Genomic DNA, 23286 nt, shown 5'->3' on the forward strand with positions numbered 1-23286 from the left:
ACAGCTTTGATCAGCGCTTGGCGATCGGCACGTAGTCGCGCTCCGGCGCACCAGTGTAGAGCTGACGCGGGCGGCCGATCTTCTGGCGCGGGTCCTCGATCATCTCCTTCCACTGCGCGATCCAGCCGACGGTGCGGGCGACCGCGAACAGCACGGTGAACATGGTGGTGGGGAAGCCGAGCGCCTTCAGCGTGATGCCGGAGTAGAAGTCGACATTCGGATAGAGCTTCTTCTCGATGAAATAGGGATCGGTCAGCGCGATCTTTTCCAGCTCCATGGCGATGTCGAGCAGCGGATCGTCCTTGATGCCGAGCTCGCCCAGAACCTCGTGCGCCGTCTTCTGCATGATTTTCGCACGCGGATCGTAGTTCTTATAGACGCGGTGGCCAAAGCCCATCAGCCGGAACGGGTCGTTCTTGTCCTTGGCGCGGGCGATGAATTCCGGGATGTGATCGACATGGCCGATCTCGCCCAGCATGTTGAGCGCCGCTTCATTGGCGCCGCCATGGGCCGGGCCCCACAGGCAAGCGATGCCGGCGGCGATGCAGGCGAACGGGTTGGCGCCCGACGAGCCGGCGAGACGAACGGTCGAGGTCGAGGCATTCTGCTCGTGATCGGCGTGCAGGATGAAGATCCGCTCCATGGCGCGCGCCAACACCGGGTTGATCTTGTACTCCTCGCACGGCACGGCGAAGCACATATGCAGGAAGTTTGCCGCGAAACCGAGATCGTTCTTCGGGTAAATGAAGGGCTGGCCGATGTGGTATTTGTAGGCCATCGCCGCGATCGTCGGCATCTTGGCGATCAGCCGCATGGAAGCGACCATGCGCTGGTACGGGTCGGAAATGTCGGTGGAGTCGTGATAGAAGGCCGACAGCGCGCCGACCACGCCGCACATCACCGCCATCGGGTGCGCGTCGCGGCGGAAGCCGGTGAAGAAGCGCGACATCTGCTCGTGCACCATTGTGTGGCGCGTCACGCGGTAATCGAAATCGTCCTTCTGCGCCTTGGTCGGCAGTTCGCCATAGAGCAGGAGATAGCAGACTTCGAGGAAGTCGCCGTGTTCGGCCAACTGGTCGATCGGATAGCCACGATGGAGAAGAATACCGGCATCGCCGTCGATGAAGGTGATCTCGGACTCGCAGCTTGCCGTCGAGGTGAAGCCGGGGTCGTAGGTGAAGGCGCCGGTCGTGCTGTAGAGCGAGGCGATGTCGATGACGTCGGGCCCGACCGAGCCGCTTCGCACCTTGAATTCATGGGTCTTGCCGGCGAATTCAAGCGTTGCCGTAGCCTCTTGGTTCGCGCCGCCCACATCCAGTTTTTTCGCAGCTTCGGTCATTGCAAACTCCTTCTTGTTTCCTCATGCCGGCAAAGGCAAATTCTGCAGAGCGACACGTCGAAATCACCGCAATGCGCGTATTCGCCACCGCATTTTAGGAGGTGCGTGCCAGATTGGGCCAGAGCCTAATGTTGCACTGCGAAACGCGCCTTTCAATGCCAATCTTCTTGGGCCAGTTTGCTCCTAATCGATTTGATCCGCTATGCGCGCCAGGCTCTCCTCGCGCCCAAGCACGGCAAGCACGTCGAACACGCCCGGCGAGGTGCTTTTGCCGGTGAGTGCTGCCCGCAAGGGCTGGGCCACGGCGCCAAGCTTATGGCCACCAGCCAACGCATAGTCGCGGATCGCGGCTTCTGCCGCGGCAGCCGTCCAGTCACCTGAAAGCCCGTTCAAAGCTTCGTGAGCGCCACGCAGGATCTTGCGGGCATCATCATTGAGCAGGAGGGCCGCCTTGTCGTCGATCGGCAGAGGGCGCGTGGCAAACAGGAAGGCGGCGCCATCGACGAGCTCGACCAGCGTCTTGGCGCGCTCCTTCAGGCCCGGGAGGGCCGCCAGCAACTGCGCCTTATTCCTGTCATCGAGGCGCGCTGCCATCGCCGGCCCACCTTCGAGATAGGGCAAGGTGGCGATGAAGATGTCGAACAGTTCGGCATCGGCCAAGCGGCGCATATGCGCGCCGTTGATCGCCTCCAGCTTGGCGAAATCGAAGCGGGCCGCGCCCTTGTTGACGTCGCCGATGTCAAACCAGGAGACCATGTCCTTGATCGACATGATCTCGTCGTCGCCGTGGCTCCAGCCGAGACGCGCCAGATAGTTGAGCAGCGCCTCCGGCAGGTAACCCATGGCGCGATAGGCCTCGACGCCGAGCGCACCATGCCGCTTCGACAGCTTGGCGCCGTCGGCGCCATGGATCAGCGGGATGTGCGACATCGACGGCACATCCCAACCCATGGCGTTGTAGATCACGGTCTGGCGGGCGGCATTGGTCAGGTGGTCGTCGCCGCGAATGATGTGCGTGACACCCATGTCATGATCGTCGACGACGACGGCATGCATGTAGGTCGGGTTGCCGTCCGAACGCAGGATGATGAAATCGTCGAGATCCTTGTTGGGGAAGCGCACCTCGCCCTGGACGCGGTCGTGCACGACCGTTTCGCCTTCGGTCGGCGCTTTGACGCGGATGGCGCCCTTGACGCCGGGCGGTGCCTCGGATGGATCGCGATCGCGCCACTGGCCGTTGTAGCGCGGCGGCAGGCCCTTGGCCCGAGCCGCCTCGCGCATGGCCTCCAACTCGGCAGGTGTCTCGTAGCTGTAATAGGCCTTGCCCAGGCGCACGAGTTCCTCGGCGACCTCGCGGTGGCGCGGCGCACGCTCGAACTGCGATATCGCCTCGCCGTCCCAGGAAAGCCCAAGCCAGGTCAGCCCATCCAGAATGGCCTGGGTGGCCGCCTCGTTGAAGCGTTCGCGGTCGGTATCCTCGATGCGCAGCACCATCATGCCGCCGGTGTGCTTGGCGTACAGCCAGTTGAACAGCGCCGTGCGCGCACCACCGATGTGCAGATAGCCGGTGGGCGAGGGGGCAAAACGGGTGACGACCTTGTCGGACATGGAACTCTCGGAAACCATCTGAAGCGGGGTGCGGCTGCACGGACTTTCGCGCGTTGCGCGTTCATGTAGCATAGGGCGTCAGGGGTGCAAGGGGCAGACCCGATGGCTGGACGAGGCCGAGGCTCGGATGAGGGCGAGGACGCTGTTGTCGGCGTCAGCGAACGGTCCCTGTTTGCGACGCCTTTGGCGACCCCACCGCCACCGTCGCCACTTGTGCCGGGCTCCAGTAAGCCAGCGTTGCCGGCGAATGTTCCAGCGCCAATTCCGTCCACCGAAACAGGCAGGATTGTGCGTGTGCGCCGGCAACTGGGCCGGATTTCACTGCCTCGCCTGCGCCACAGCGTGGCGGCCTCAGCAGAGCTGGAGCTTGACCGGGGCATCGCCTTCCTGCTGGTGCCGGTCTGTCTGGCCGCTGGAGCGATCGGCTATTATTCGCTGGCAGTGGAGCCTGATTTTGCAAAGCCTGTCGCGGTCGTCGTGCTGATGGCGATCTGCGCGCTTGTTTCGCGCTCCTGGCCGAAAACCCATCTGGGCTTCATGGCGGCATTGTTGTGCGCGCTGGGCCTGCTTGCCGCCAAGGTCGAGACATGGCGAGTGGGCACCCAGATGCTGGGCTCGGAAATATCGACGCAACTGACCGGCCGCGTGGTCTCACTGGAGCAGATGGAGTTCTGGCCGCATCCGGCTGACTATAGACGTGACGTCGACCGCGCGGCCGAAACTGCGCTATGCGCCGGAAAGGGTCCGGCTTTCGGCGCGCAATATCCCGGCGGAAATGACCGCCGGCTCCCTGGTCACCGGCTACGCCAAATTGTTGCCGCCGACTGGCCCGGTGCGGCCGGACAGCTATGATTTCTCCTTCGACAGCTATTTCGCCGGCATCGGCGGCAGCGGCTTCTTTCTCGGCAATCCGAAGCTTGTCTCCGCCGACGACGGCGAGATGCCGCTCTCGGCCCGGCTTTTCTCCGGGATAGAAAATGCCCGCGAAGACATCGCCGACCATATCCGGGCCACGGTCGGCGGTGCCGAAGGCGAGATCGCGGCAGCGCTGATCGTTGGTGTCCGCGCGGGCATTCCCGACGAAATCAACGAAGCGATGCGGCGCACCGGCATCTATCACATCATCTCGATTTCCGGACTGCATATGGCGCTTGTCGCCGGCACCATCATGGGTCTGCTGCGCGGCGCCTTGGCGCTGTTTCCGGATTTTTCCGCGCGGCGACCGGTGAAGAAATACGCGGCTGCCGCGGCACTTCTCTCGATCGCCGCCTATCTCGTCATTTCCGGCGTCGTCGTTGCCGCCGAGCGCAGCTTCATCATGCTGGCGGTGATGCTGATTGCCGTCCTGTTCGATCGCGCGGCGCTGACCATGCGCAATCTGGCGATCTCGGCGATCGCCGTCATCGTGGTGTCGCCGCACGAAGTCGTCGGCCCGAGCTTCCAGATGTCGTTTGCCGCGACGGCTGCATTGGTCGGCGCCTATGCCGGTTGGGCGGATCACCATGCGGGAAAGGCAAGGCCGCCACCGCCAAAGCGATCCCTGCCGAGCTTTCTCACGCGAAAATTCCTGCTGGCAACGGGCGGCTTGGCCATGACCTCCATCATCGCCGGCTGCGCCACGGCGCTGTTTGCCATCTGGCATTTCCAGCGGGTGTCGCCGCTCAGCCTGTTCGCCAATCTGGCCGTCATGCCGATTGTGTCAGTCGTGATGTTCCTGGCCGTTGCCAGCGCGTTGCTGATGCCGTTCGGATTGGATGCGCCATCCCTTTACCTCATGGGCAAGGGTCTGACGGCGATGATCACGATATCGGCGTGGATATCGGAACGCTCTCCGATCGATGCGGTCGGGCTGATCTCGCAGCAATCGGTCTTGCTGGTGACCGTCGCCCTGGTCATCGCGACGATGGCGACGACATGGCTGCGGCTCGCAGCGCTGCCATTCGCGCTTGCCGGCCTGCTGACGGTGTCGGATACGCGCACGCCCGATGTGCTGATCTCGGAGGACGCGCGGCTGGTCGCGCTGCCGATCGGCGGCGGTGAACTCGCGGTCAGCCGGGCACGTCCGAACGAATTCACCGTCGACAACTGGAAACGCGCGCTGACATCGGAAACCATCGTCGTGCCGGAGATGTTCAGCAAGGCAGACGGGCAATTCGACATTGCCGATGCGGTCAACCTGCCACCGGGAGCACCGTTCTATTGCACGGACGGCGTCTGTCTCGCCCGGCACCCATCCGGCGCGATCATCGCGCATGTCGAAGATCGCAAGGACACATGGAAGGCCTGCGGTTTCGCCGATTTGATCGTCGTCAATGACGCGACGGGCTACGACGCCTGCCTCAATCCGCTGGTTCTCGTCGTCACCAAACGGCAGCTCGCACGCAAGGGCAGTGCTGCCGTCTTCTTCGACCGCCAATCAGCGACCGGTCCGCCAATCGTCAGCTTCGCGGTGGACGGGCCGTATCGGCCCTGGCATGCGCAGCGCAAATACTCACGTGAGGCGAGGGGGCTGTTGCCCTGGCGCAAACCCGAAAAGCCGGCCGCTCCTGCTCAGTAGCGCCGGATCAGCCCGACGAGCTTGCCTTGCACCTTGACCCTGTCGGGGCCGAAGATGCGCGTCTCATAGGCCGGATTGGCGGCTTCAAGCGCGATCGAGGCACCCTTGCGGCGAAACCGCTTCAGCGTCGCTTCCTCTTCATCCACGAGCGCCACGATGATCTCGCCAGGCTGGGCGGTATCGGCGTTGCGGATGATGACGGTGTCGCCATCGAAGATGCCGGCCTCGATCATGGAGTCGCCCTTGACCTCCAGCGCATAGTGCTCGCCACCCATGATCATGTCCGGCGGCACCGAGATCGAATGCGTCTGATGCTGGATGGCATCGATCGGCACACCGGCGGCGATACGCCCCATTACCGGGATCGACACGGCGGAAACCACGTCGTCGTCATTGCCGGCCGCGGGCAAGCGCGACGGCGCCGGCTTGATCTGGCGACCAAGGCCGCCTTGGCCGAGACTGCCCTGGATGACGCTTGGCGAGAATTTCTTTGCCGCGTTGAGGCCGGGCGCTATCGAATCCGGCAGCCGTAGCACTTCCAGCGCGCGCGCCCGGTTGGGCAGCCGGCGGATGAAACCGCGTTCCTCCAGCGCCGTGATCAGGCGATGGATCCCTGACTTGGAGGCGAGATCGAGCGCTTCCTTCATCTCGTCGAAGGAGGGCGGAATGCCGCTTTCCTTTAGCCGTTCATGAATGAACATCAAGAGTTCATGTTGCTTACGCGTCAGCATGGCAGCCCCCAAGGCTTGAACAAAAGGTCTGAACCAGAATCGAAAAACAAACCCAGAACAAACACTATCTGTTCCAGTTGTGTTCTGCAACCGTTTAAAGTTTAGTGAATTTGTTAAGGCGGCTGAAATTATTTGCCGCCTGGGAGCGGGCCGTGTTCGACGCCTGCCTGCCGCCGCAGTGCGCTCGCTGGCTTTGAAATTGTTTTGGTTAATGGCCTGTGGCCTATCCTGTTCCGAGGTCTGGCATCAGTTGCCGACAAGGCTCGATGAGAGGTCTTTCTCCCTTTCACCGATCATTGGCTTGCCGTGAACGAAACGAAGCCAAAATGCCAACTTTACCGAGAAATTGCCATACTGGCGTTGGTCCACGATCCTCGTTGCGCTAGCGCTCGTTTATGCTGCCATCGCCGGCATGGACATAGACATGCAGCGTATAGCCGATGTGGGCGATCATCAGGGTTTTCGCGCGCTTGATGTTACGATCCAGTGCCGCCTCCATGAGCGCGGTGTGATGTTCGATTGTGACCGCCTGGCGCAACGCTTCCACGGCTTCCTCATAACCATGCTGCAGGCCGGCGGCCGCCCGCAGCGTTGGCGCAAGGCCGAGAAAACGGTGATGGCGACGCAATTGATCCGCGATCGTGGAATGGAAGGTCAGCAGCCAGGGCGATGCTGCCGCGCTGAGCAGCGCCGCGTGGAAAGCCTCGTGCTTTTCATCCCATTCGTCGACCACTGCGTCGGATGGATCGTCGACCGCGGTCTTGCAACGCGACAGCCGGTAATGCGCGGCGACGACGGCGTTTTCCCAATCGTGGCCACCTTTCTCGATCGATTCCTGGAGCAGCGGCAATTCGACGACACACCTGGCGCGCGACAGGTCTTCCAATTCGATGCGCGAAACCGGAGCGACGGCAAAGCCGCGATTGCTGATGGAAGTCACCAGGCGCTCCGCCTCCAGTCGCGACAGCGCTTCGCGCAACGGTGTCCAGCCAATGCCATAGCTGTTGCGCAGCGCGCTGAGCTTGAGCGGCGCGCCGGGTCGCAGACGGGTCGTGAGGATATCGCGACGCAGCAGCCTGTAGGCCGCTTCCGTCTTCGAGAGTCCTTCGTCCAGCATCGTTGTCCCATCCTTAGGCTGTCACGTCACGATTATATATGAAAGCCTTCCATGGCGTAAATTATATATAATGTTTGACAGAGTCTGGCCGACTGCCCATGGTCGGCCAGCCGATTTCACCTGACGTGTTCATCTGGGCGCGCCTATGCGCGAAGGACAATCGATCATGAATGCAACGCTCGATCTCGCAGCAGTCGAAGCCATGGATGTGGCGGATCCGCTGCGTGCCATGCGCGACCGGTTCATTCTGCCGGAAGGCGTGATCTATCTCGATGGCAATTCGCTGGGTGCCGCGGCCCCCGCCGTCTTCAACGAGTTGCAGAAGGCCGCGACGCAGGAGTGGGCGCAAGACCTGATCCGTGCCTGGAATACCGCCGGCTGGTTCGACATGCCGGTCGCGCTTGGCGACCAGCTGGGGCGCCTGATCGGAGCGGCGACGGGCCAGACGGTGGTCTGCGATACGACCTCGATCAACATCTACAAGGTGCTGCATGCCGCACTCAACATGCGGCCGGACCGCTCGGTCATCGTCGCCGAGGGTGACAGCTTTCCAACCGATCTCTACATGGCCGAGGGCGTGGCCTCGACGCGGCCGGGCACGGTGCTGCGGCTCGAGGGCGTTGATGCTCCGACCATTGAAGAGCTGATCGACGAGCGCGTCGCCGTCATCCTGGTCAACCACGTCAATTACAAATCCGGGCAACTGCGTGACATGGCCGCGCTGACGCGCAAGGCCCACCAGGCCGGCGCGCTGATCGTTTGGGACCTCTGCCACACGGCCGGTGCGCTTCCGGTCGAGCTCGACAGCGCGAATGCCGATTTCGCCATCGGCTGCACCTACAAATATCTCAATGGCGGGCCGGGCGCGCCGGCCTTCATCTATGCCGCGAAACGCCATCACGACGATGTCCATCAGCCGCTGAGCGGCTGGTGGGGCCATGCGCGGCCGTTCGCCTTCGAACAGGGTTTTGCTGCCGGCGTCGGTATCCGCAGGTTCCTGTGTGGAACCCAGCCGATGTTGTCGATGCGGGCGCTCAAGGGCGCGCTGGATATTTGGGACGATGTCGACATGGCAGAGGTGCGCAGGAAGAGCATCGCGCTCACCGACCTGTTCATCCAGCTCGTCGAAGCCAGGTGTGGCGCCTACGGCCTTGAACTGGAAAGCCCGCGCGACGGCAATGCGCGCGGCAGCCAGGTGTCGTTCCTGCACCCGCATGGCTACCAGGTGATGCGAGCCCTGATCGAGCGCGGCGTGATCGGCGATTTTCGCGCACCCTCGACCATCCGCTTCGGCTTCACGCCGCTTTACGTGGGCTACCGGGACGTCTGGCAGGCGGTCGAGGTGCTGGAGGACATTTTGCGGACCGGCGCGTGGCAGGATGCGCGTTTTGCCGTGAAGACAGCGGTTACCTGAGAAACTAGAGCCGGGTGCGGACCGTCCAGAGTTCCGGAAACAGCACGACCTCGAGCATCTTCTTCAGATAGGACGCGCCCGACGTGCCGCCGGTGCCCCGCTTCAGGCCGATGATGCGCTCGACCGTGGTGACATGGTTGAAGCGCCAGCGGCGGAAATAATCCTCGAAATCGACCAGCTTCTCGGCCAGTTCGTAGAACATCCAGTAGCGCTGCGGATCGCGGTAGACGGTCTGCCAGGCGACCAGGACCTCTTCATTCTCGGTGCGGGTTTCACGCCAGTCCGTGCGCTTGGCATCGGCGCCGATGTCGAATCCGTTGCGCGCCAAAAGCAGCAGCGCTTCATCGTAAAGCGACGGCTCGGCCAGGATCGCCTCCAGCTTGCCGCTGAGGTCCGGCCGGTGCTTGTGCGGCCCGAGCATTGCGAGGTTGCGGTTGCCGGCCATGAATTCGATGGCGCGGTACTGCCAGGACTGGAAGCCAGAGGATTGGCCGAGCGCGTCGCGGAACTCGGTGTATTCGCTTGGTGTCATCGTGCGCAGCACGTCCCAGGCGTTGTTGAGCTGTTCGAAGATGCGGGCGACGCGCGACAGCATCTTGAAGCTCGGCTCAAGCCGGTCGGCACGGATGGAGCGGATCGCGGCGCCAATCTCATGCAAGGCGAGCTTCATCCAGAGCTCCGAGGTCTGGTGCTGGATGATGAACAGCATCTCGTCATGCGCCGACGACAGCGGCGTCTGTGCCTCGAGGACTTTTTCCAAATGCAGATAGTCGCTGTAGGACATGCGCTCCTTGAACGACATCTGTGCGCCTTCGGACGCCGGATCGTAGGGCTCGCTCAATTGATTTTCTCCGTGCGCAGCCGGAAGCGCTGGATCTTGCCGGTCTGGGTCTTGGGCAGGGCGGTGATGAATTTGACCGAGCGCGGATATTTGTAGGGCGCGATCGTTGCCTTGACGTGGTCCTGCAGGCGCTTGATGGTCAGCGCGTCCGGCGCCACGCCCTGCACCAGCACGACATGCGCTTCGACGATCTGGCCACGTTCGCCATCCTCGGCGCCGATGACCGCGCATTCAGCGACATCGGGATGCGACAGCAGTGCTGCCTCGACCTCAGGGCCGGCAATGTTGTAGCCGGCGCTGACGATCATGTCGTCGGAGCGCGCGGCGAAATGGAAGAAACCGTCCTCGTCCTGGGTAAAAGTGTCGCCGGTGAGGTTCCAGCCGTCGCGCACATACTCCTTCTGCCTGTCGTCGGCCATGTAGCGGCAGCCGGTCGGGCCGCGCACCGCCAGCCGTCCGGTCTCGCCACGCGGCACCTCTCGCATCGCGTCGTCGACGATGCGTGCCTCATAGCCGCCCACCGGCTTGCCGGTCGATGCGGGCTTCATGTCGTCAAAGCGGTTGGAGATGAAGATATGCAACATTTCGGTGGCGCCGATGCCGTCGAGGATCGGCTTGCCGGTTTTCTCAGTCCATTCCTCGAAGACCGGAGCCGGCAATGTCTCGCCGGCCGAAAACGGCGACGCGCAGCGATGACAGATCGGCGCCTTCATCCATGGCCTTCAGCATCGCGCGGTAGGCGGTCGGCGCGGTGAAGGAAATGGTCGCTTTGTAGGTCTCAATGATGTGGATCATGTTGGGCGGCGTCGCCTGTTCCAGCAATGTCGCCGCGGCACCGAAGCGCAGGGGAAAGATGGCGAGGCCGCCAAGGCCGAAGGTGAAGGCGAGAGGCGGTGAGCCGACGAAGATATCGTCCCGCGTTACCTGCAGAATTTCGCGCGCATAGGCGTCGGCGATGATCAGCAGGTCGCGGTGGAAATGCATCGTCGCCTTCGGCACGCCCGTCGTGCCGGAGGTGAAGCCAAGCAGCGCGACATCGTCACGGCCGGTGTTGACGGCGGTGAAGGTGACCGGCTTGTCGAGGGCGACGCGATCGAGTTCGGCGTCATGGTTGGCGGTGCCGTCGAAGCCAATGACCTGCTTCAGGAACGCGCTGTCCTTGGCGCAGGCGGTCATCTCATCCATCAGCCTGGTATCGCAAAGCGCTGTGGTGATCTCCGCCTTGTCGACGATCTTGGTGAGTTCGCCGGCGCGCAGCATCGGCATGGTGTTGACGACCACCGCGCCGACCTTGGTGGCGGCCAGCCAGCAGGCGACCATTGCGGGGTTGTTGGCGGAGCGGATCAGCACCCGGTTGCCTGGCTTGACGCCGTAATTCTCGACCAGCGCATGGGCCAGCCTGTTCGTCCAGTCGGAGAGTTCCTTGTAGGTGCGGCGGCGGCCATTGCCGATCAGGGCGGTGTGGTCGCCGAGGCCCTTCTCGACCAGCCTGTCGGTCAATTCGACGCCGGCGTTGAGATGTTCGGGATAGTCGAAGCCGTCGAGCAGGAAGTCAGGCCATTCACCCGGCGGCGGCAGGTGATCGCGCGTGAACGTGTCGATATGCGCTGAAGGCCCAAGCATGTCGCCGCCATCCCATTTGCTGCCTGGCCAGTGCGCGAAGCAGCTGTCCGAGGTGGTGGATCTGAAGTTCCCGTCTTTTCGCGAGAGGCTTCGTGCAGCCAGCTAGACCTGTTCGACAACGCCACCCGGAAAGGATGAACATCCGCAGGTTTCGGGACAGCACAGCAGACCTCCCATTGTCAGCTGTTCGTCAGGCAGGATCGCACCAGTCGAAATTTGTTTCAAGCCTAAAATGTTTTTGCCTGGAGCATTGATGCATGGCATGGTGGCGGCCATTGCTAGCGCGGAAACGATGCCGCTTCGGGGGAGGGTGCCGATGCTCGACCATCGCATTGCCGATTGGGACAATGCCTACGCCAACGGTGCGAATATCGCCGGCAGCGACCGTTGGCCGGCCGCCTGGGCGGAACCGGCGCAAGCCTTTCGTGACGCACTGTCGGCACAGGGCCGGGCACACCTCGACATCGCCTATGGCGACCAGCCGCGCAATCGGTTCGATCTTTTCCTTCCCAAGGACGCGCCCAAGGGGCTCGTCGTGTTCATCCATGGCGGGTACTGGCTGGAGTCCGACAAGAGCGGCTGGTCGCATCTCGCCAAGGGCGCGGTCGGCAACGGCTTTGCCGTGGCGATGCCGTCCTACACGCTGTGCCCGGACATCCGCATCGCCGGCATCGTCCGCGAAATCGGCGCGGCTATCAGCAAGGCGGCGGCAATGGTTGGGGGGCCGCTGATGCTCACCGGACATTCGGCCGGCGGCCATCTCGCCAGCCGCATGGTGACCACATCCACGCCTCTGGCCACCGATGTTGCCCGGCGCGTACGCCACGTCGTTTCGATTTCGGGCCTTCATGACCTGCGCCCACTTATGTTCACCGGGCACAATGCGGCATTGGCAATCGATGAGGCCGAAGCCTTGGCTGAAAGCCCGGCGCTGCTGCGCCCCATGGATGGCGTTCGCATCACTTGCTGGGCCGGCGGCGGCGAGCGCTCGGAGTTCCTGCGCCAGAATGCACTGCTGGCCAACATCTGGACCGGCCTTGGCGCCGCCACCAGCGCTGTGGTCGAGCCCGACCGGCATCATTACGATATTGTCGATGGGCTCGCCGATCCGGCGCATGCGCTGACACGAACCCTGATCTCGGAATAGCCGAGATCATTTTTTACATATTATCAGTGACTTATATGGCGGCGCTTCAGCGCAGCATCAGAACGCTGCAGGAATCTCCGGCAGCGGAAGCAGGGGCGAACGGGGGCCGCACGACCAACCCGTTGGCGTCGGCCAGCATCCTCAGCATCGAAGAATCCTGGATGCTGAACGGCGTCGCCAGCAGCCCGCCATCGTCCTCCCTGACCACCGCCCGCACATAATCCTGGCGCAGATCATTGGCCAGCATTGCGGCGCCCAATCGCGCCTGCCGGATATCCTGGCGATGATCGCGGCCGCCGAGCCTTGCCAGAAGCGGCTTCAGGAACAGTTGCGAGCAGACCAGGCTTGCCACCGGGTTGCCGGGCAGGCCGATGCACCTGATAGCGCCGAGGCAGCCGAACATCAGCGGCTTGCCGGGGCGCATGGCGATCTTCCAGAAACCGAGCGTCATGCCTTCGCCGGTCAGCACGTCATGGATCAGGTCGTGATCGCCGACCGAGGCGCCGCCGAGCGTGACGATGACATCCGCACCGGCCGCGACCGCTTTTTGCACCAGCGCGGCAATTGCCTCCTTGCGATCGGCGGCAATGCCGAGATCGAGGGCACGAGCGCCGACCGATTGCGCGGCAGCGGCGACGCCGTAAGCGTTGGACGAGATGATCTGGTCTGGTCCGAGGTCGCTGCCGGGCGGCAACAGCTCGTCACCGGTGGCGATGATGGCGACCAGCGGCCGCTTGACCACCGTGACCACGGGATGGTTGGCCGATGCCACCAGCGAAAGCGCCGCCGGGTCGAGCAAGCGGCCTGTTTCCAGCAGCACATCGCCTTTGGAAAAGTCGAGGCCGATGCGGCGGATGTTGCGCCACTCCGCTGTGCGCTCGATCACTTCGATATTGCCGCCACCGAGATCCCGGACGTTTTCCTGGATGACGATGGTGTCGGCGCCGTCGGGCAGCGGCGCGCCGGTGAAGATGCGCACCGCCTGACGCTCGCCGACGGAGCCGCCAAAGCCGCGCCCGGCCGGCGCCATGCCGATCACAGAGAGTTTCGAGGGCGCAGACGCCACGTCGGCGGCGCGGGCGGCATAGCCATCCATGGCCGAGGCATTGAAGGGTGGCTGGGTGCGCAGCGCCACGACAGGCTCCGCCAACACGCGATCGACTGCCTCGAAGAGAGAAACACTTTCGCCGGCCAGAGGTGCTGCACCGTCCAGCAGGCGTTCGAGCGCCTCGGCGACCGGAACCAGCGCCATCAGGCGCCCACCTTGTAGTCGCCCGACTTGCCGCCGGTCTTTTCGACCAGCCGGATGCCGGAGATGACCATGGCGCGGTCCACGGCCTTGGCCATGTCGTAGATGGTCAGGCAGGCGACCGACGCTGCGGTCAGCGCTTCCATCTCGACGCCGGTCTTGCCGGTGACGCGCGCCAGTGCGGTGACCTTCAGGCCAGGCAGCGCATGGTCCGGTTCGATGTCGACGGAAACCTTGGTCAGGAGCAGTGGATGGCAGAGCGGGATCAACTCATGCGTCTTCTTCGCCGCCATGATGCCGGCGATGCGCGCGGTGCCGAGCACATCGCCCTTCTTGGCGTTGCCGGCGAGGATGGTCTTCAGCGTCTCGGGCTGCATCGAGACGAAACCCTCGGCGATCGCGGTTCGTGTCGTCTCTTCCTTGTCGCCGACGTCGACCATGTTGGCCTCGCCCTGCTTACCGAGATGGGTGAGGGCTGATGTCATCGTCAGGCCGCCTCGGCTGATGCCTTGCCCGTCAAAAGCAGGCGCGTGGCCGCGGTGACATCCTCTTGCCGCATCAGGCTCTCGCCGACAAGGAAGGTGTCGATGCCGGTCTTCTGCATCCTGAGGCAGTCGTCATGGGTGAAAATACCGCTCTCGCTGACCAGCAGGCGGCCGCCCGGCACCATTGGAGCCAGCCGCTCCGAGGTTTTAAGGCTGGTTTCGAATGTTCTCAGATTGCGGTTGTTGATGCCGATCAACTGCGACGACAGTTTTACCGCGCGCAGCGTCTCGGCCTCGTCATGCACCTCGATCAGCGCGTCCATGCCGAGTTCGAATGCCGTCGCTTCCAATTCGCTCGCCAGGGCGTCATCGACGCTGGCCATGATGATCAGGATGGCATCAGCGCCCCAGGCGCGCGCCTCATAGACCTGGTAGGGATCGAACAGGAAATCCTTGCGCAGCGCGGGCAGGGCGACGGCCGCCCGTGCCTTGGTAAGAAACTCCGGCGCGCCCTGGAAGGATGGTGCATCGGTCAGCACAGAAAGGCAGGCGGCGCCGCCTTGCTCATACGCCTGCGCCAATGTCGGTGGATCGAAATCGGCACGGATCAGCCCTTTGGAAGGGCTTGCCTTCTTGATTTCGGCGATCAAGGCGAAGTTGCCAGATCTCTGCTTCGCCTCGAGTGCGGCGAGAAAGCCGCGCGGTGCGTCGAGGTCCTTCGCCCGCGCCTTGATCTCGGTCAGCGGCACGCGTGCCTTGGCCGCCGCGATCTCGTCGCGCTTGTAGGCCTCGATCTTGCGTAGAATGTCAGACACGGTTCACCCGTTTGAAATTTCGACCAGATGATCGAGCACCTGCAGCGCCCGGCCGCTGTCGATGGCCTGCGCGGCCGCCGCGATGCCGTCGCCAAGCGTCGTCGCCTTGCCCGCGATCACCAGTCCGGCGCCGGCATTCATCAGCACGGTGTCGCGATAGGCGCCGGCAGTGCCGCCCAGCATATCGCGCAATGCCTTGGCATTGTAAGCGGCGTCGCCGCCGCGCAGCTCGTCCTTGGTGTGACGCTTCAGCCCAAATTCTTCCGGGGTCAGCGTGAAGCTGCGGATCTCACCGCCGATCAGCTCCGCCACCTGCGTCTCGCCGGTGGTGGTGATTTCGTCATAGCCGTCGCCGTGAACGACCCAGGCATGCTCTGTGCCCAGCGCCTTCAGCGTCTCAGCGATCGGCAGGATCCATTCCGGCAGGAACACACCGACCATCTGCCTGACGACGCCAGCCGGATTGGAGAGGGGGCCGAGCAGGTTGAAAATGGTGCGAGTGCCGAGTTCGACGCGGGTCGGGCCGACATGTTTCATCGCCGGGTGGTGCGCGGGCGCGAACATGAAGCCGACGCCGGCTTCGTGGATGCAGCGACCGATCGTTTCCGGCGGAATGTCGATCTTGACCCCGAGCGCGATCAGCACATCGGCAGCGCCGGTCAGCGAGGACAGGCCACGATTGCCGTGCTTGGCGACCGGCACGCCGCTGCCGGCGATGACGAAGGCCGACCCGGTCGAAATGTTGACGCTGTGGGAATTGTCGCCCCCAGTGCCGACGATATCGATCGCACCGGCGGGCGCCTCGACGCGAAGCATCTTGGCCCGCATCGTGGCGACAGCGCCCGAAATCTCGCTCACCGTCTCGCCGCGCACGCGCAGCGCCATCAGGAAGCCGCCGATCTGCCCGGGGGTCGCGTCGCCAGACATGATGATGTCGAAGGCCTCGCGCGCTTCCTCGAACGAAAGCGCGGTGCCGGTCGCGACCTTGGCGATATGGGTTTTCAGCGCGCTCATCTTGTCGAAGCTTGGGCAACTGCGGCTTGGTCGACGCGGACGTCGTACTGCGTCTGCAACTGCGCCACCAATTGGTCGAGCAGATCGTCCGACATGCCGGAGGTGAAGGATTTCTGCGCGTCATCCGGCACCGAGCTGGCATCGGCCCCGGCGGGTTCGAACACTTCGGCGACCTTGAACAGGATCTGCCCGTCGCCGGTGGGCGAGGGGATCAGGCCGGTGCCGCCTTCGCCGACGCCGAACATCACGGCAGCACCTTCCTTGCCGAAATCGGCATCGTCGGCCTCGCGCTTCAGGCCGCGCTTGGTCTGCTTTTCCAGCTTGAGCTCACCGGCGATGACGTCGAGCGTGGTGCCGGCCTTCAGCCGCTTTTCGAGTTCGCCCGCCTTGGCGGCGAGCCGCTTGGTCGTCTCGGCCGCCGTCCAGTCGGCCACGACCTTCTGGCGGACTTCATCCAGTGTCCGGTCGCGCGCCGGCGTGATCGAAGCAACCTCATAGAAGATGAAGCCGTTGTCAGCCGTGGTCAGCGCTTCATTTTCGGTGTTGGGTTCGGCGTCAAACACCGCCTTGATCAGCTCCGGCGATTCCGGCAGGTCCTTGACGATCGAGCCGTCCGGCCTGAGGCCACTGCGATCGATGCCGTCGAGGGTGATGTCCTTCAACTTCAGTTTGGCGGCCGCGTCGGCCAGCGAACTGCCGGAGGCGCGGGTGTCTTCGTAATTGTCGTGCACATCCAAAAGGATGCGGCTTGCCTCGCCCAGCGCCAGGTCCTTGCGGATCTGGTCGGACACTTCGGCGAGCGGCTTCACCACTTCGGGCTTGATCTCGGTGACGCGCAGCAGCACCGGACCGAAGGTGCCCTGAACGACCTGGCTGACTTCATTTGCGTTGAGCGCGAAAGCGGCATCGGCAACCGCCTTGTCGGCGATCCTGTCCTTGGCAAGCGTGCCAAGCAGCGTGTCGGCCGGGGTCTTGCCTTCGGCGGTCACCAGCTTTTCGAAAGTGGCGCCGGCCTTGAGCGAATCAAGCGCCGCCTTGGCCGCATCCGGCGTCTTGAACACAAGCTGCTCGATGGTGCGCATTTCGGGCGTGGTGTAGCGGCCCTTGTTCTTGTTGTAGTCGTCGTTGACCTGTTGGTCGGTGACGGCGGTCGGATCCATGATGTCCACCGGCTCGAGGCGGACATAGGAGAATTTGCGGTACTCAGGTGCTGCGTAGGTTTTCTTGTTGGCCTCGAAATAGGCCTGGAGCACGCTGTCGCTCGGCGCCTCGATCGGCTCGACGAGCGTCTTTGGCAATGGCAGATAGTCGACGGTGCGGTCCTCGCCGCGATAGAGCGCGACCGCCTTGAAGAAAGTGTCCGGAGCCTTGAGGCCGTCCGAGACCGCCTCGACGATCTGCTGGCGCACCGCCACCTGGGCGCGGTTCTTCAGGTAATCCTCGGGCCGCATGCCGACCTGGCGCAGCATGTACTCGAATGTTCTTCTGTCGAACTGGCCGCCTGGGCCCTTGAATGCCGGATCCTCACGCGTCAGCTCGGCCAGCCGATCCTTGGACAGGCCGAGACCAAGCTTGCGCGCCTGTTCGTCGAGAACGGCACCGGAGACGAGCTGCGACAGAACCGTGTTGTCGATGCCGAGCGCCTTTGCCTGTTCATGGGTGAGGCGCTGACCGAACTGCTGCGACATGACGGCCAGCTGGCGATCATAGGCGAGGCGATACTCGTTGATCGATACCTTGGTGCCACCCGCTATTATCACCGAATCGTGGCCGGCAAAGCCGCCCATCAGCCGTCCGGAGATGCCCCAGGCGGCGAAACTGACCACCAACAGCGAAAGCAATGTCTTCGCGACCCAGGTGCCCGCCGCGCTTCTCAATATACCAAGCATCGTTACTTCCGATTTATGCGCATTTTCGGATGCGCCGAGTTTGAAACAAGCGCAATAGCGCCCTTCCGGCCCACTGTCGATTGCTTTGTGGCCTGATTTTGGTAGTGAGGGCCAGAGCTTGATATTGCCCGGAGAAGCAGACCATGACGCCAGGAATTCGCCCGCTTGTCGCCGGCAACTGGAAAATGAACGGCACCAGCGCCTCGCTGAACGAGCTCAGGATGATCGGCAACGGGTTCATGAGCGGGCTCGACGCGGAGACCGAATCCCTAGTCTGCGTTCCCGCGACGCTGCTTTCGCATGCCGCGGAGATTCTGTCGCGCACGCCGGTCCATGCCGGTGGCGAGGACTGCCACACCAAGGAGAGCGGCGCCTACACCGGCTGCATCTCGGCCGAGATGCTGAAGGACGCCGGCGCGAGCCACGTCATTGTCGGCCATTCCGAATGCCGCGAACAACGTGGCGAGGACGATGCGACGGTCCAGGCCAAGGCCGCCGCCGCATGGCGTGCCGGGCTGGTGGCCATCGTTTGCATCGGCGAGACGCAGCAACAGCGTGAAGCGGGCGCCACGCTCAACGTGCTGTCGCGCCAGGTCGCCGGTTCGGTGCCGCCGAGTGCCACGCCATCCAACACCATCATTGCCTATGAGCCGGTATGGGCGATCGGCACCGGCCTGACGCCGACCGCCGCCGATGTGGCCGAAGCGCATGCGCATATCCGCGAAAAGCTGGCGGAAAAGCTCGGCGCCATTGCTGCCAAAGTGCGCATTCTCTATGGCGGCTCGGTCAAGCCGTCCAACGCGGTGGAATTGCTGGGCATCAGGAACGTCGACGGCGCGCTGGTCGGCGGCGCCAGCCTGAAAGCCGCCGATTTCCTCGGTATCGCCGAAGCCTATCGCAGCATTTCGAGCTGATATCCACGAGGATGGACGGGGCTCATCCCGTCCAAATTCGTTGCAAAGGGCGCGTTGCTTCCCATATTCCGGCCACGGGCTTGGAAATGCCGTGAAAGCATTGTATTGAGCCGCCTCCAATTCACCGGTCGTGTCCGCGGCCGGGCAAGGCCTTGCCAGGATAAACTATGCAAACCGTACTGATCGTCATCCATCTCATGGTCGTGCTCGCCCTCGTCGGCGTGGTGCTGCTGCAACGCTCCGAAGGCGGCGGCCTTGGCATTGGTGGTGGATCGGGCTTCATGACGGCACGTGGCGCCGCCAACGCTTTGACGCGGGCGACGGCGATCCTGGCGGCGGCTTTCTTCGTCACGTCGCTGACCTTGTCGATCATTGCCCGCTACGGCGAGAAGCCGATCGACATTCTCGACCGCGTTCCCGCGACTTCGGATGGCGCCGGCAAGGGCGTGCTCAACCAATTGCCTGGCACAACGACCCCGGCACCCGCCGGCACCACCACGCCGACGCCGCCGTCCGGCAATGACGCCGCGGCGAAGCCTCCGGCGACAGCTCCGGCCACCGCGCCGGCCTCTGGCGCGACGCCGCCGGCAAGCAACGGCACCACCAACACCGCGCCAGCGGCACCGCAGGTCCCGAACCAATAACCTCTGCTTTTCCAAACCGCGATCTGTGATCGTTTGAACACAGTCGCGGCAAATGCTGCGCGATCACGAAGATTCGACGCCCAGCAGCGCGGTCCCACGCTTGAGGCATCCGCGCTTATTCGACTATAGATTGCACGCGGCATTTTCGGTGTCCTTGGGGGACGCCGAGCGACGCCGTGGGCAACAAGCATTGAACGATCGGATCTTCGCCATGCAGCTTCGCAGCTTCATTTTCCTGGGACTTTGCGCCGCACTCGGCCTGAGTTCCCCGGCTTTCGCCGGTGTGCCGGCCAATATGGTCGCCAATCAGTCGGTCGACAGAACCGATGCAATCCCTGTCGCATCCACCAAAAGTGATGCGGCGCAGTTGAGGCTTCTCAAGAAGAAGAAAAACCCGACACCGGACGATCTCGCCCAGATCAAGAAGATCGAGGCCAAGATCGTTGCCGACAAGGAAGACGCCAAGGCCAAGGCGCTGGAAGCCAGGAAGCTGGCGATGCGCGAAGCGGCCAAGGCCAGGGCCGACGCGGAACGGCAGGCATTCCTGGCCAGCAAGGGCCAGAAAGCGCAGACAACCGAAGTGGCCGAGGCCAAGCCGGCCAAGAAGACCACCAAGGTCATCGAGCCGGTTGAACCGATCACGCCGATCCAGTCGGCCGAGCCGCTCCCGGCCGAGGCCATGAACGTTGCCTTGACCGGCAACAACGGCGAACTGCGCAGCGAGGTCATCGGCGGCCAGAAGCAGTCGAGTGGCGGTCTGTTCGCCGGCCTGTTTGGTGGGACCTCATCCGGCTCATCGATCAGCTATCTGCCCGAGACGCGCGCGCTCGACCAGGCACTCGCCCAGAAACGCACCAAGAAGCCATTCAAGGTGAAGCCGGAATTCGTCCCTCAGGACGTGGAGTTCACCGGCTACGATGCCGGCACCATCGTCATCGACACCAGTGCGCGCCGGCTCTATCTCGTCGAATCATCGACCACCGCGCGCCGCTACGCCATCGCCGTCGGCCGTGAAGGCCTGCAGTTCAAGGGCACGGTCGCCGTCGGCGACAAGCAGGAATGGCCGCGCTGGATCCCGACGCTGGACATGCAGAAGCGTGAGCCCAAGCACTATGCCCAGTACAAGGACGGCATGCCCGGCGGTGGCCAGAACCCGCTCGGCGCGCGCGCCATCTATCTCTATGACGGCAAGAAGGACACGCATCTGCGCATCCACGGCACCATCGCGCCGCAGTCGATCGGCACCAGTGCCTCCAATGGCTGCTTCCGCATGATGAACGAGCACGTCATGGACCTCTACAGCCGCGTCAGGGTTGGCACCAAAGTCGTCATCATCTGACGTTTTCATCATCATGCCGAAAGGGCCGGCTCAGCCGGCCCTTTTGTTTTGCCCGTTCACGATCAAGCCTGTTCGGTCGTGATCCCTGGACAAACGGAAACCGTTTGTCCTCGAGAACCGGATTCCACTTTTCGGGATCCTGGTCCAAGCGCCTTCTTGGGAAAAAGCCTTCGCGGTGGTTTTTTCTCTGGCGGAATCAATCCGGCCGCGTTAAGCGATGACTCCCATGGCGCGATATGTATTCATCACAGGCGGCGTGGTTTCCTCACTTGGAAAAGGCATTGCCGCAGCGGCCCTTGGGGCTCTCCTGCAGGCGCGAGGCTATCGCGCACGCATCAAAAAACTCGACCCTTACCTCAATGTCGATCCCGGCACGATGTCGCCGTACCAGCATGGCGAGGTGTTCGTCACCGATGACGGTGCCGAAACCGATCTCGATCTTGGCCATTACGAGCGCTTCACCGGCCGCTCGGCCAACCAGCAGGACAACATCACCACCGGCCGCATCTACAAGAACATCATCGAACGCGAGCGGCGCGGCGACTATCTCGGCGCCACCGTGCAGGTCATCCCGCACGTCACCGACGAGATCAAGAATTTCGTCCTCAACGGCAATGACGACTATGATTTCGTGCTGTGCGAGATCGGCGGCACGGTGGGCGACATCGAGGCGATGCCGTTCCTCGAGGCGATCCGCCAGCTCGGCAATGATCTGCCGCGCAACAATGCCGTCTATGTGCATCTGACCTTGATGCCCTACATCCCGACGGCGGGCGAACTGAAGACCAAGCCGACTCAGCATTCGGTCAAGGAACTGCGCGGCATCGGCATCGCGCCCGATATCCTGCTGGTCCGTGCCGACCGCGCCATTCCCAAGGAAGAGCGCCGCAAACTGTCGCTGTTCTGCAATGTCCGGGAAAGTGCCGTCATCCAGGCGCTCGACGTGCCGCACATCTACGACGTGCCGATGGCCTACCACAAGGAAGGGCTTGATTCGGAAGTGCTTGCCGCCTTCGGCATCGATCCGGCGCCGAAGCCGCGCATGGAGCCCTGGCAGAAGGTCTCCGACCGCATCCACAATCCAGAAGGCGAGGTGACCATCGCCATCGTCGGCAAATATACCGGCCTCAAGGATGCCTACAAATCGCTGATCGAGGCGCTTTCGCATGGCGGGCTGGCCAACCACGTGAAGGTCAAGCTCGACTGGATCGAATCGGAGATCTTCGAAAAGGAAGATCCGACGCCATGGCTGGAAAAGGTGCATGGCATCCTGGTTCCCGGCGGCTTTGGCGAACGTGGCTCCGAAGGCAAGATCCTGGCGGCGAAGTTCGCGCGTGAGCGCAAGGTGCCGTATTTCGGCATTTGCTTCGGCATGCAGATGGCCTGCATCGAGGCGGCGCGGTCGCTGGCCGGCGTCGAGCACGCCTCTTCGAGCGAGTTCGGCCCAACCAACGAGCCGGTCGTCGGGCTGATGACGGAATGGCTGAAAGGCAACATGCTGGAGAAACGCCGCGAGACCGGCGATCTCGGCGGCACGATGCGGCTCGGCGCCTATCAGGCCGAGCTCGCCAAGGGCTCGAAGATCGCCGACATCTATGGCGACACCCAGATTTCCGAGCGCCACCGCCACCGCTATGAGGTCAATATCGATTACAAGGAGCGGCTCGAGGATTGCGGCCTGGTGTTTGCCGGCATGTCGCCAGACGGCGTGCTGCCGGAAACGGTCGAATATCCCGACCATCCCTGGTTCATCGGCGTGCAGTATCACCCCGAGCTGAAGAGCCGGCCGCTCGATCCGCATCCGCTGTTCGCCAGCTTCATCGAGGCGGCGGTGGAGCAGTCGCGCCTGGTCTAGGTACTCTACCCTTTTGTTTTGACGCAATTCCGGACGGAAAACCGTTTCACACTTTTCCTGGAATTGCTCAGGCGAGGCCTCTCATGCAGACCTATGTCGCGCTCCTCTACAGCATCATCCTGGGCGAGGGGCGCCGGGTCGTCATGTCGGACCTCAAGGCGATGGCGGAAGGCCTTGGCCTCAGGAATGTCCGCACGCTGGTGGCGACGGGCAACCTGGTTTTCGAGGCGCGGGTGACCGACATCGCGAAACTGGAACAGCGGCTGGAAGCGGCCTTCGAAAAAACCTTCGGCCGCCATGTCGACATCATCGTGCGCACTGCCGAGGGCTGGCTTAAGCTTGCCGCCGGCAATCCATTCCCAGCTGACTCAGCCGCAGCAGGCGACCAGGTGGCCGTAAGGGTGATGCGTAACCCTGCGCTCGCCGATGCCGTCGCCGCGCTCCAGGCCTATGCCGCTGAGGATGAAAAGGCGTTTTCAGTCGATGGCGACATCTGGGTCGTCTTTTCGCGCGAGAGGCCGAGTTCACGGCTACTCGCGGCGATGAACCACAAGCGTCTCGGCATCGGTACCGCGCGCAACTGGAACACGGTTCGCAAGTTGGCTGCGATGGTTGGCAGTAGGGCAGTAGGGCAGTAGGGCAGTAGGGCAGTAGGGCAGTAGGGCAGTAGGGCTCCTATTTCCCTACTCACTTACTGCCCTACTG

17 protein-coding genes and 2 pseudogenes are annotated in these 23286 nt (G+C 63.2%); 8 read left to right on the forward strand and 11 right to left on the reverse strand.

Annotated elements, in window-relative coordinates; genetic code table 11:
• Positions 1–10: 10 nt before the first annotated feature.
• Together gltA and gltX are read right to left on the reverse strand one after the other, a co-directional pair.
• Positions 11–1339, reverse strand: a complete 1329-nt coding sequence (gene gltA, locus AC0V7N_RS23545) for a citrate synthase (protein WP_475450725.1) — start codon at positions 1337–1339, stop codon at positions 11–13.
• Between the two features lie 183 nt (positions 1340–1522).
• The gene (gltX, locus tag AC0V7N_RS23550) at positions 1523–2947 is read right to left on the reverse strand and encodes a glutamate--tRNA ligase (RefSeq protein ID WP_475450726.1); all 1425 of its coding nucleotides are present in this window, start codon (positions 2945–2947) and stop codon (positions 1523–1525) included.
• Positions 2948–3049: 102 nt separating this feature from the next.
• Between gltX and AC0V7N_RS23555 the strand changes: the two are divergent.
• A pseudogene (locus tag AC0V7N_RS23555) lies at positions 3050–5504 on the forward strand (ComEC/Rec2 family competence protein).
• On the opposite strand, the gene lexA reads toward AC0V7N_RS23555, so the two are convergent.
• A complete protein-coding gene (gene lexA / locus AC0V7N_RS23560) occupies positions 5498–6235 on the reverse strand; it encodes a transcriptional repressor LexA (protein ID WP_475450728.1) in 738 nt (245 codons plus the stop codon). The pseudogene AC0V7N_RS23555 and the gene lexA sit on opposite strands and share 7 nt — an antisense overlap.
• Positions 6236–6617: 382 nt before the next feature.
• Complete coding sequence (locus AC0V7N_RS23565; RefSeq protein WP_496627291.1) at positions 6618–7352, reverse strand: GntR family transcriptional regulator; 735 nt, start codon at positions 7350–7352, stop codon at positions 6618–6620.
• A gap of 166 nt (positions 7353–7518) precedes the next feature.
• Here AC0V7N_RS23565 and kynU point away from each other — a divergent pair, with 166 nt between their 5' ends.
• The gene (gene kynU, locus AC0V7N_RS23570; RefSeq protein WP_475450730.1) at positions 7519–8766 is read left to right on the forward strand and encodes a kynureninase; all 1248 of its coding nucleotides are present in this window, start codon (positions 7519–7521) and stop codon (positions 8764–8766) included.
• 4 nt (positions 8767–8770) lie between these two features.
• Here kynU and kynA read toward each other — a convergent pair whose 3' ends face one another.
• Complete coding sequence (gene kynA / locus AC0V7N_RS23575) at positions 8771–9607, reverse strand: tryptophan 2,3-dioxygenase (RefSeq protein ID WP_258583683.1); 837 nt, start codon at positions 9605–9607, stop codon at positions 8771–8773.
• Positions 9604–11230, reverse strand: a pseudogene (locus AC0V7N_RS23580) (AMP-binding protein). Before AC0V7N_RS23580 ends, kynA begins: the two are co-directional and overlap by 4 nt.
• Before the next feature lie 316 nt (positions 11231–11546).
• Between AC0V7N_RS23580 and AC0V7N_RS23585 the strand changes: the two are divergent.
• Positions 11547–12377 (forward strand): hormone-sensitive lipase, encoded by an 831-nt coding sequence (locus AC0V7N_RS23585; RefSeq protein WP_475450732.1) that lies wholly within the window; start codon positions 11547–11549, stop codon positions 12375–12377.
• A gap of 46 nt (positions 12378–12423) precedes the next feature.
• Here AC0V7N_RS23585 and AC0V7N_RS23590 read toward each other — a convergent pair whose 3' ends face one another.
• From AC0V7N_RS23590 to AC0V7N_RS23610, 5 genes are read right to left on the reverse strand one after another with little or no spacing between them, the layout of a single operon-like run.
• Positions 12424–13629: a molybdopterin molybdotransferase MoeA gene (locus AC0V7N_RS23590; RefSeq protein WP_475450733.1), complete on the reverse strand. Its 1206-nt coding sequence runs from the start codon at positions 13627–13629 to the stop codon at positions 12424–12426.
• Positions 13629–14111, reverse strand: coding sequence for a cyclic pyranopterin monophosphate synthase MoaC (gene moaC / locus AC0V7N_RS23595; RefSeq protein WP_475450734.1), 483 nt, complete (start codon positions 14109–14111; stop codon positions 13629–13631). Before moaC ends, AC0V7N_RS23590 begins: the two co-directional genes overlap by 1 nt.
• Before the next feature lie 2 nt (positions 14112–14113).
• Complete coding sequence (gene trpC, locus AC0V7N_RS23600) at positions 14114–14926, reverse strand: indole-3-glycerol phosphate synthase TrpC (RefSeq protein ID WP_475450735.1); 813 nt, start codon at positions 14924–14926, stop codon at positions 14114–14116.
• Between the two features lie 3 nt (positions 14927–14929).
• Positions 14930–15940 (reverse strand): anthranilate phosphoribosyltransferase, encoded by a 1011-nt coding sequence (trpD, locus tag AC0V7N_RS23605; RefSeq protein WP_496627292.1) that lies wholly within the window; start codon positions 15938–15940, stop codon positions 14930–14932.
• Complete coding sequence (locus AC0V7N_RS23610) at positions 15937–17829, reverse strand: SurA N-terminal domain-containing protein (RefSeq protein WP_475450736.1); 1893 nt, start codon at positions 17827–17829, stop codon at positions 15937–15939. Before AC0V7N_RS23610 ends, trpD begins: the two co-directional genes overlap by 4 nt.
• A 143-nt stretch (positions 17830–17972) precedes the next feature.
• Here AC0V7N_RS23610 and tpiA point away from each other — a divergent pair, with 143 nt between their 5' ends.
• From tpiA to AC0V7N_RS23635, 5 genes are all read left to right on the forward strand, one after another.
• The gene (tpiA, locus tag AC0V7N_RS23615; protein ID WP_475450737.1) at positions 17973–18743 is read left to right on the forward strand and encodes a triose-phosphate isomerase; all 771 of its coding nucleotides are present in this window, start codon (positions 17973–17975) and stop codon (positions 18741–18743) included.
• A gap of 167 nt (positions 18744–18910) precedes the next feature.
• Positions 18911–19387: a preprotein translocase subunit SecG gene (gene secG / locus AC0V7N_RS23620; protein WP_475450738.1), complete on the forward strand. Its 477-nt coding sequence runs from the start codon at positions 18911–18913 to the stop codon at positions 19385–19387.
• Between the two features lie 211 nt (positions 19388–19598).
• A complete protein-coding gene (locus AC0V7N_RS23625) occupies positions 19599–20726 on the forward strand; it encodes a L,D-transpeptidase (RefSeq protein ID WP_475450739.1) in 1128 nt (375 codons plus the stop codon).
• A gap of 217 nt (positions 20727–20943) precedes the next feature.
• Positions 20944–22581, forward strand: a complete 1638-nt coding sequence (gene pyrG / locus AC0V7N_RS23630) for a CTP synthase (protein ID WP_475450740.1) — start codon at positions 20944–20946, stop codon at positions 22579–22581.
• Between the two features lie 83 nt (positions 22582–22664).
• The gene (locus tag AC0V7N_RS23635) at positions 22665–23219 is read left to right on the forward strand and encodes a DUF1697 domain-containing protein (RefSeq protein ID WP_475450741.1); all 555 of its coding nucleotides are present in this window, start codon (positions 22665–22667) and stop codon (positions 23217–23219) included.
• Positions 23220–23286: the final 67 nt, after the last annotated feature.

It is taken from the genome of Mesorhizobium kamtschaticum, assembly GCF_056174585.1.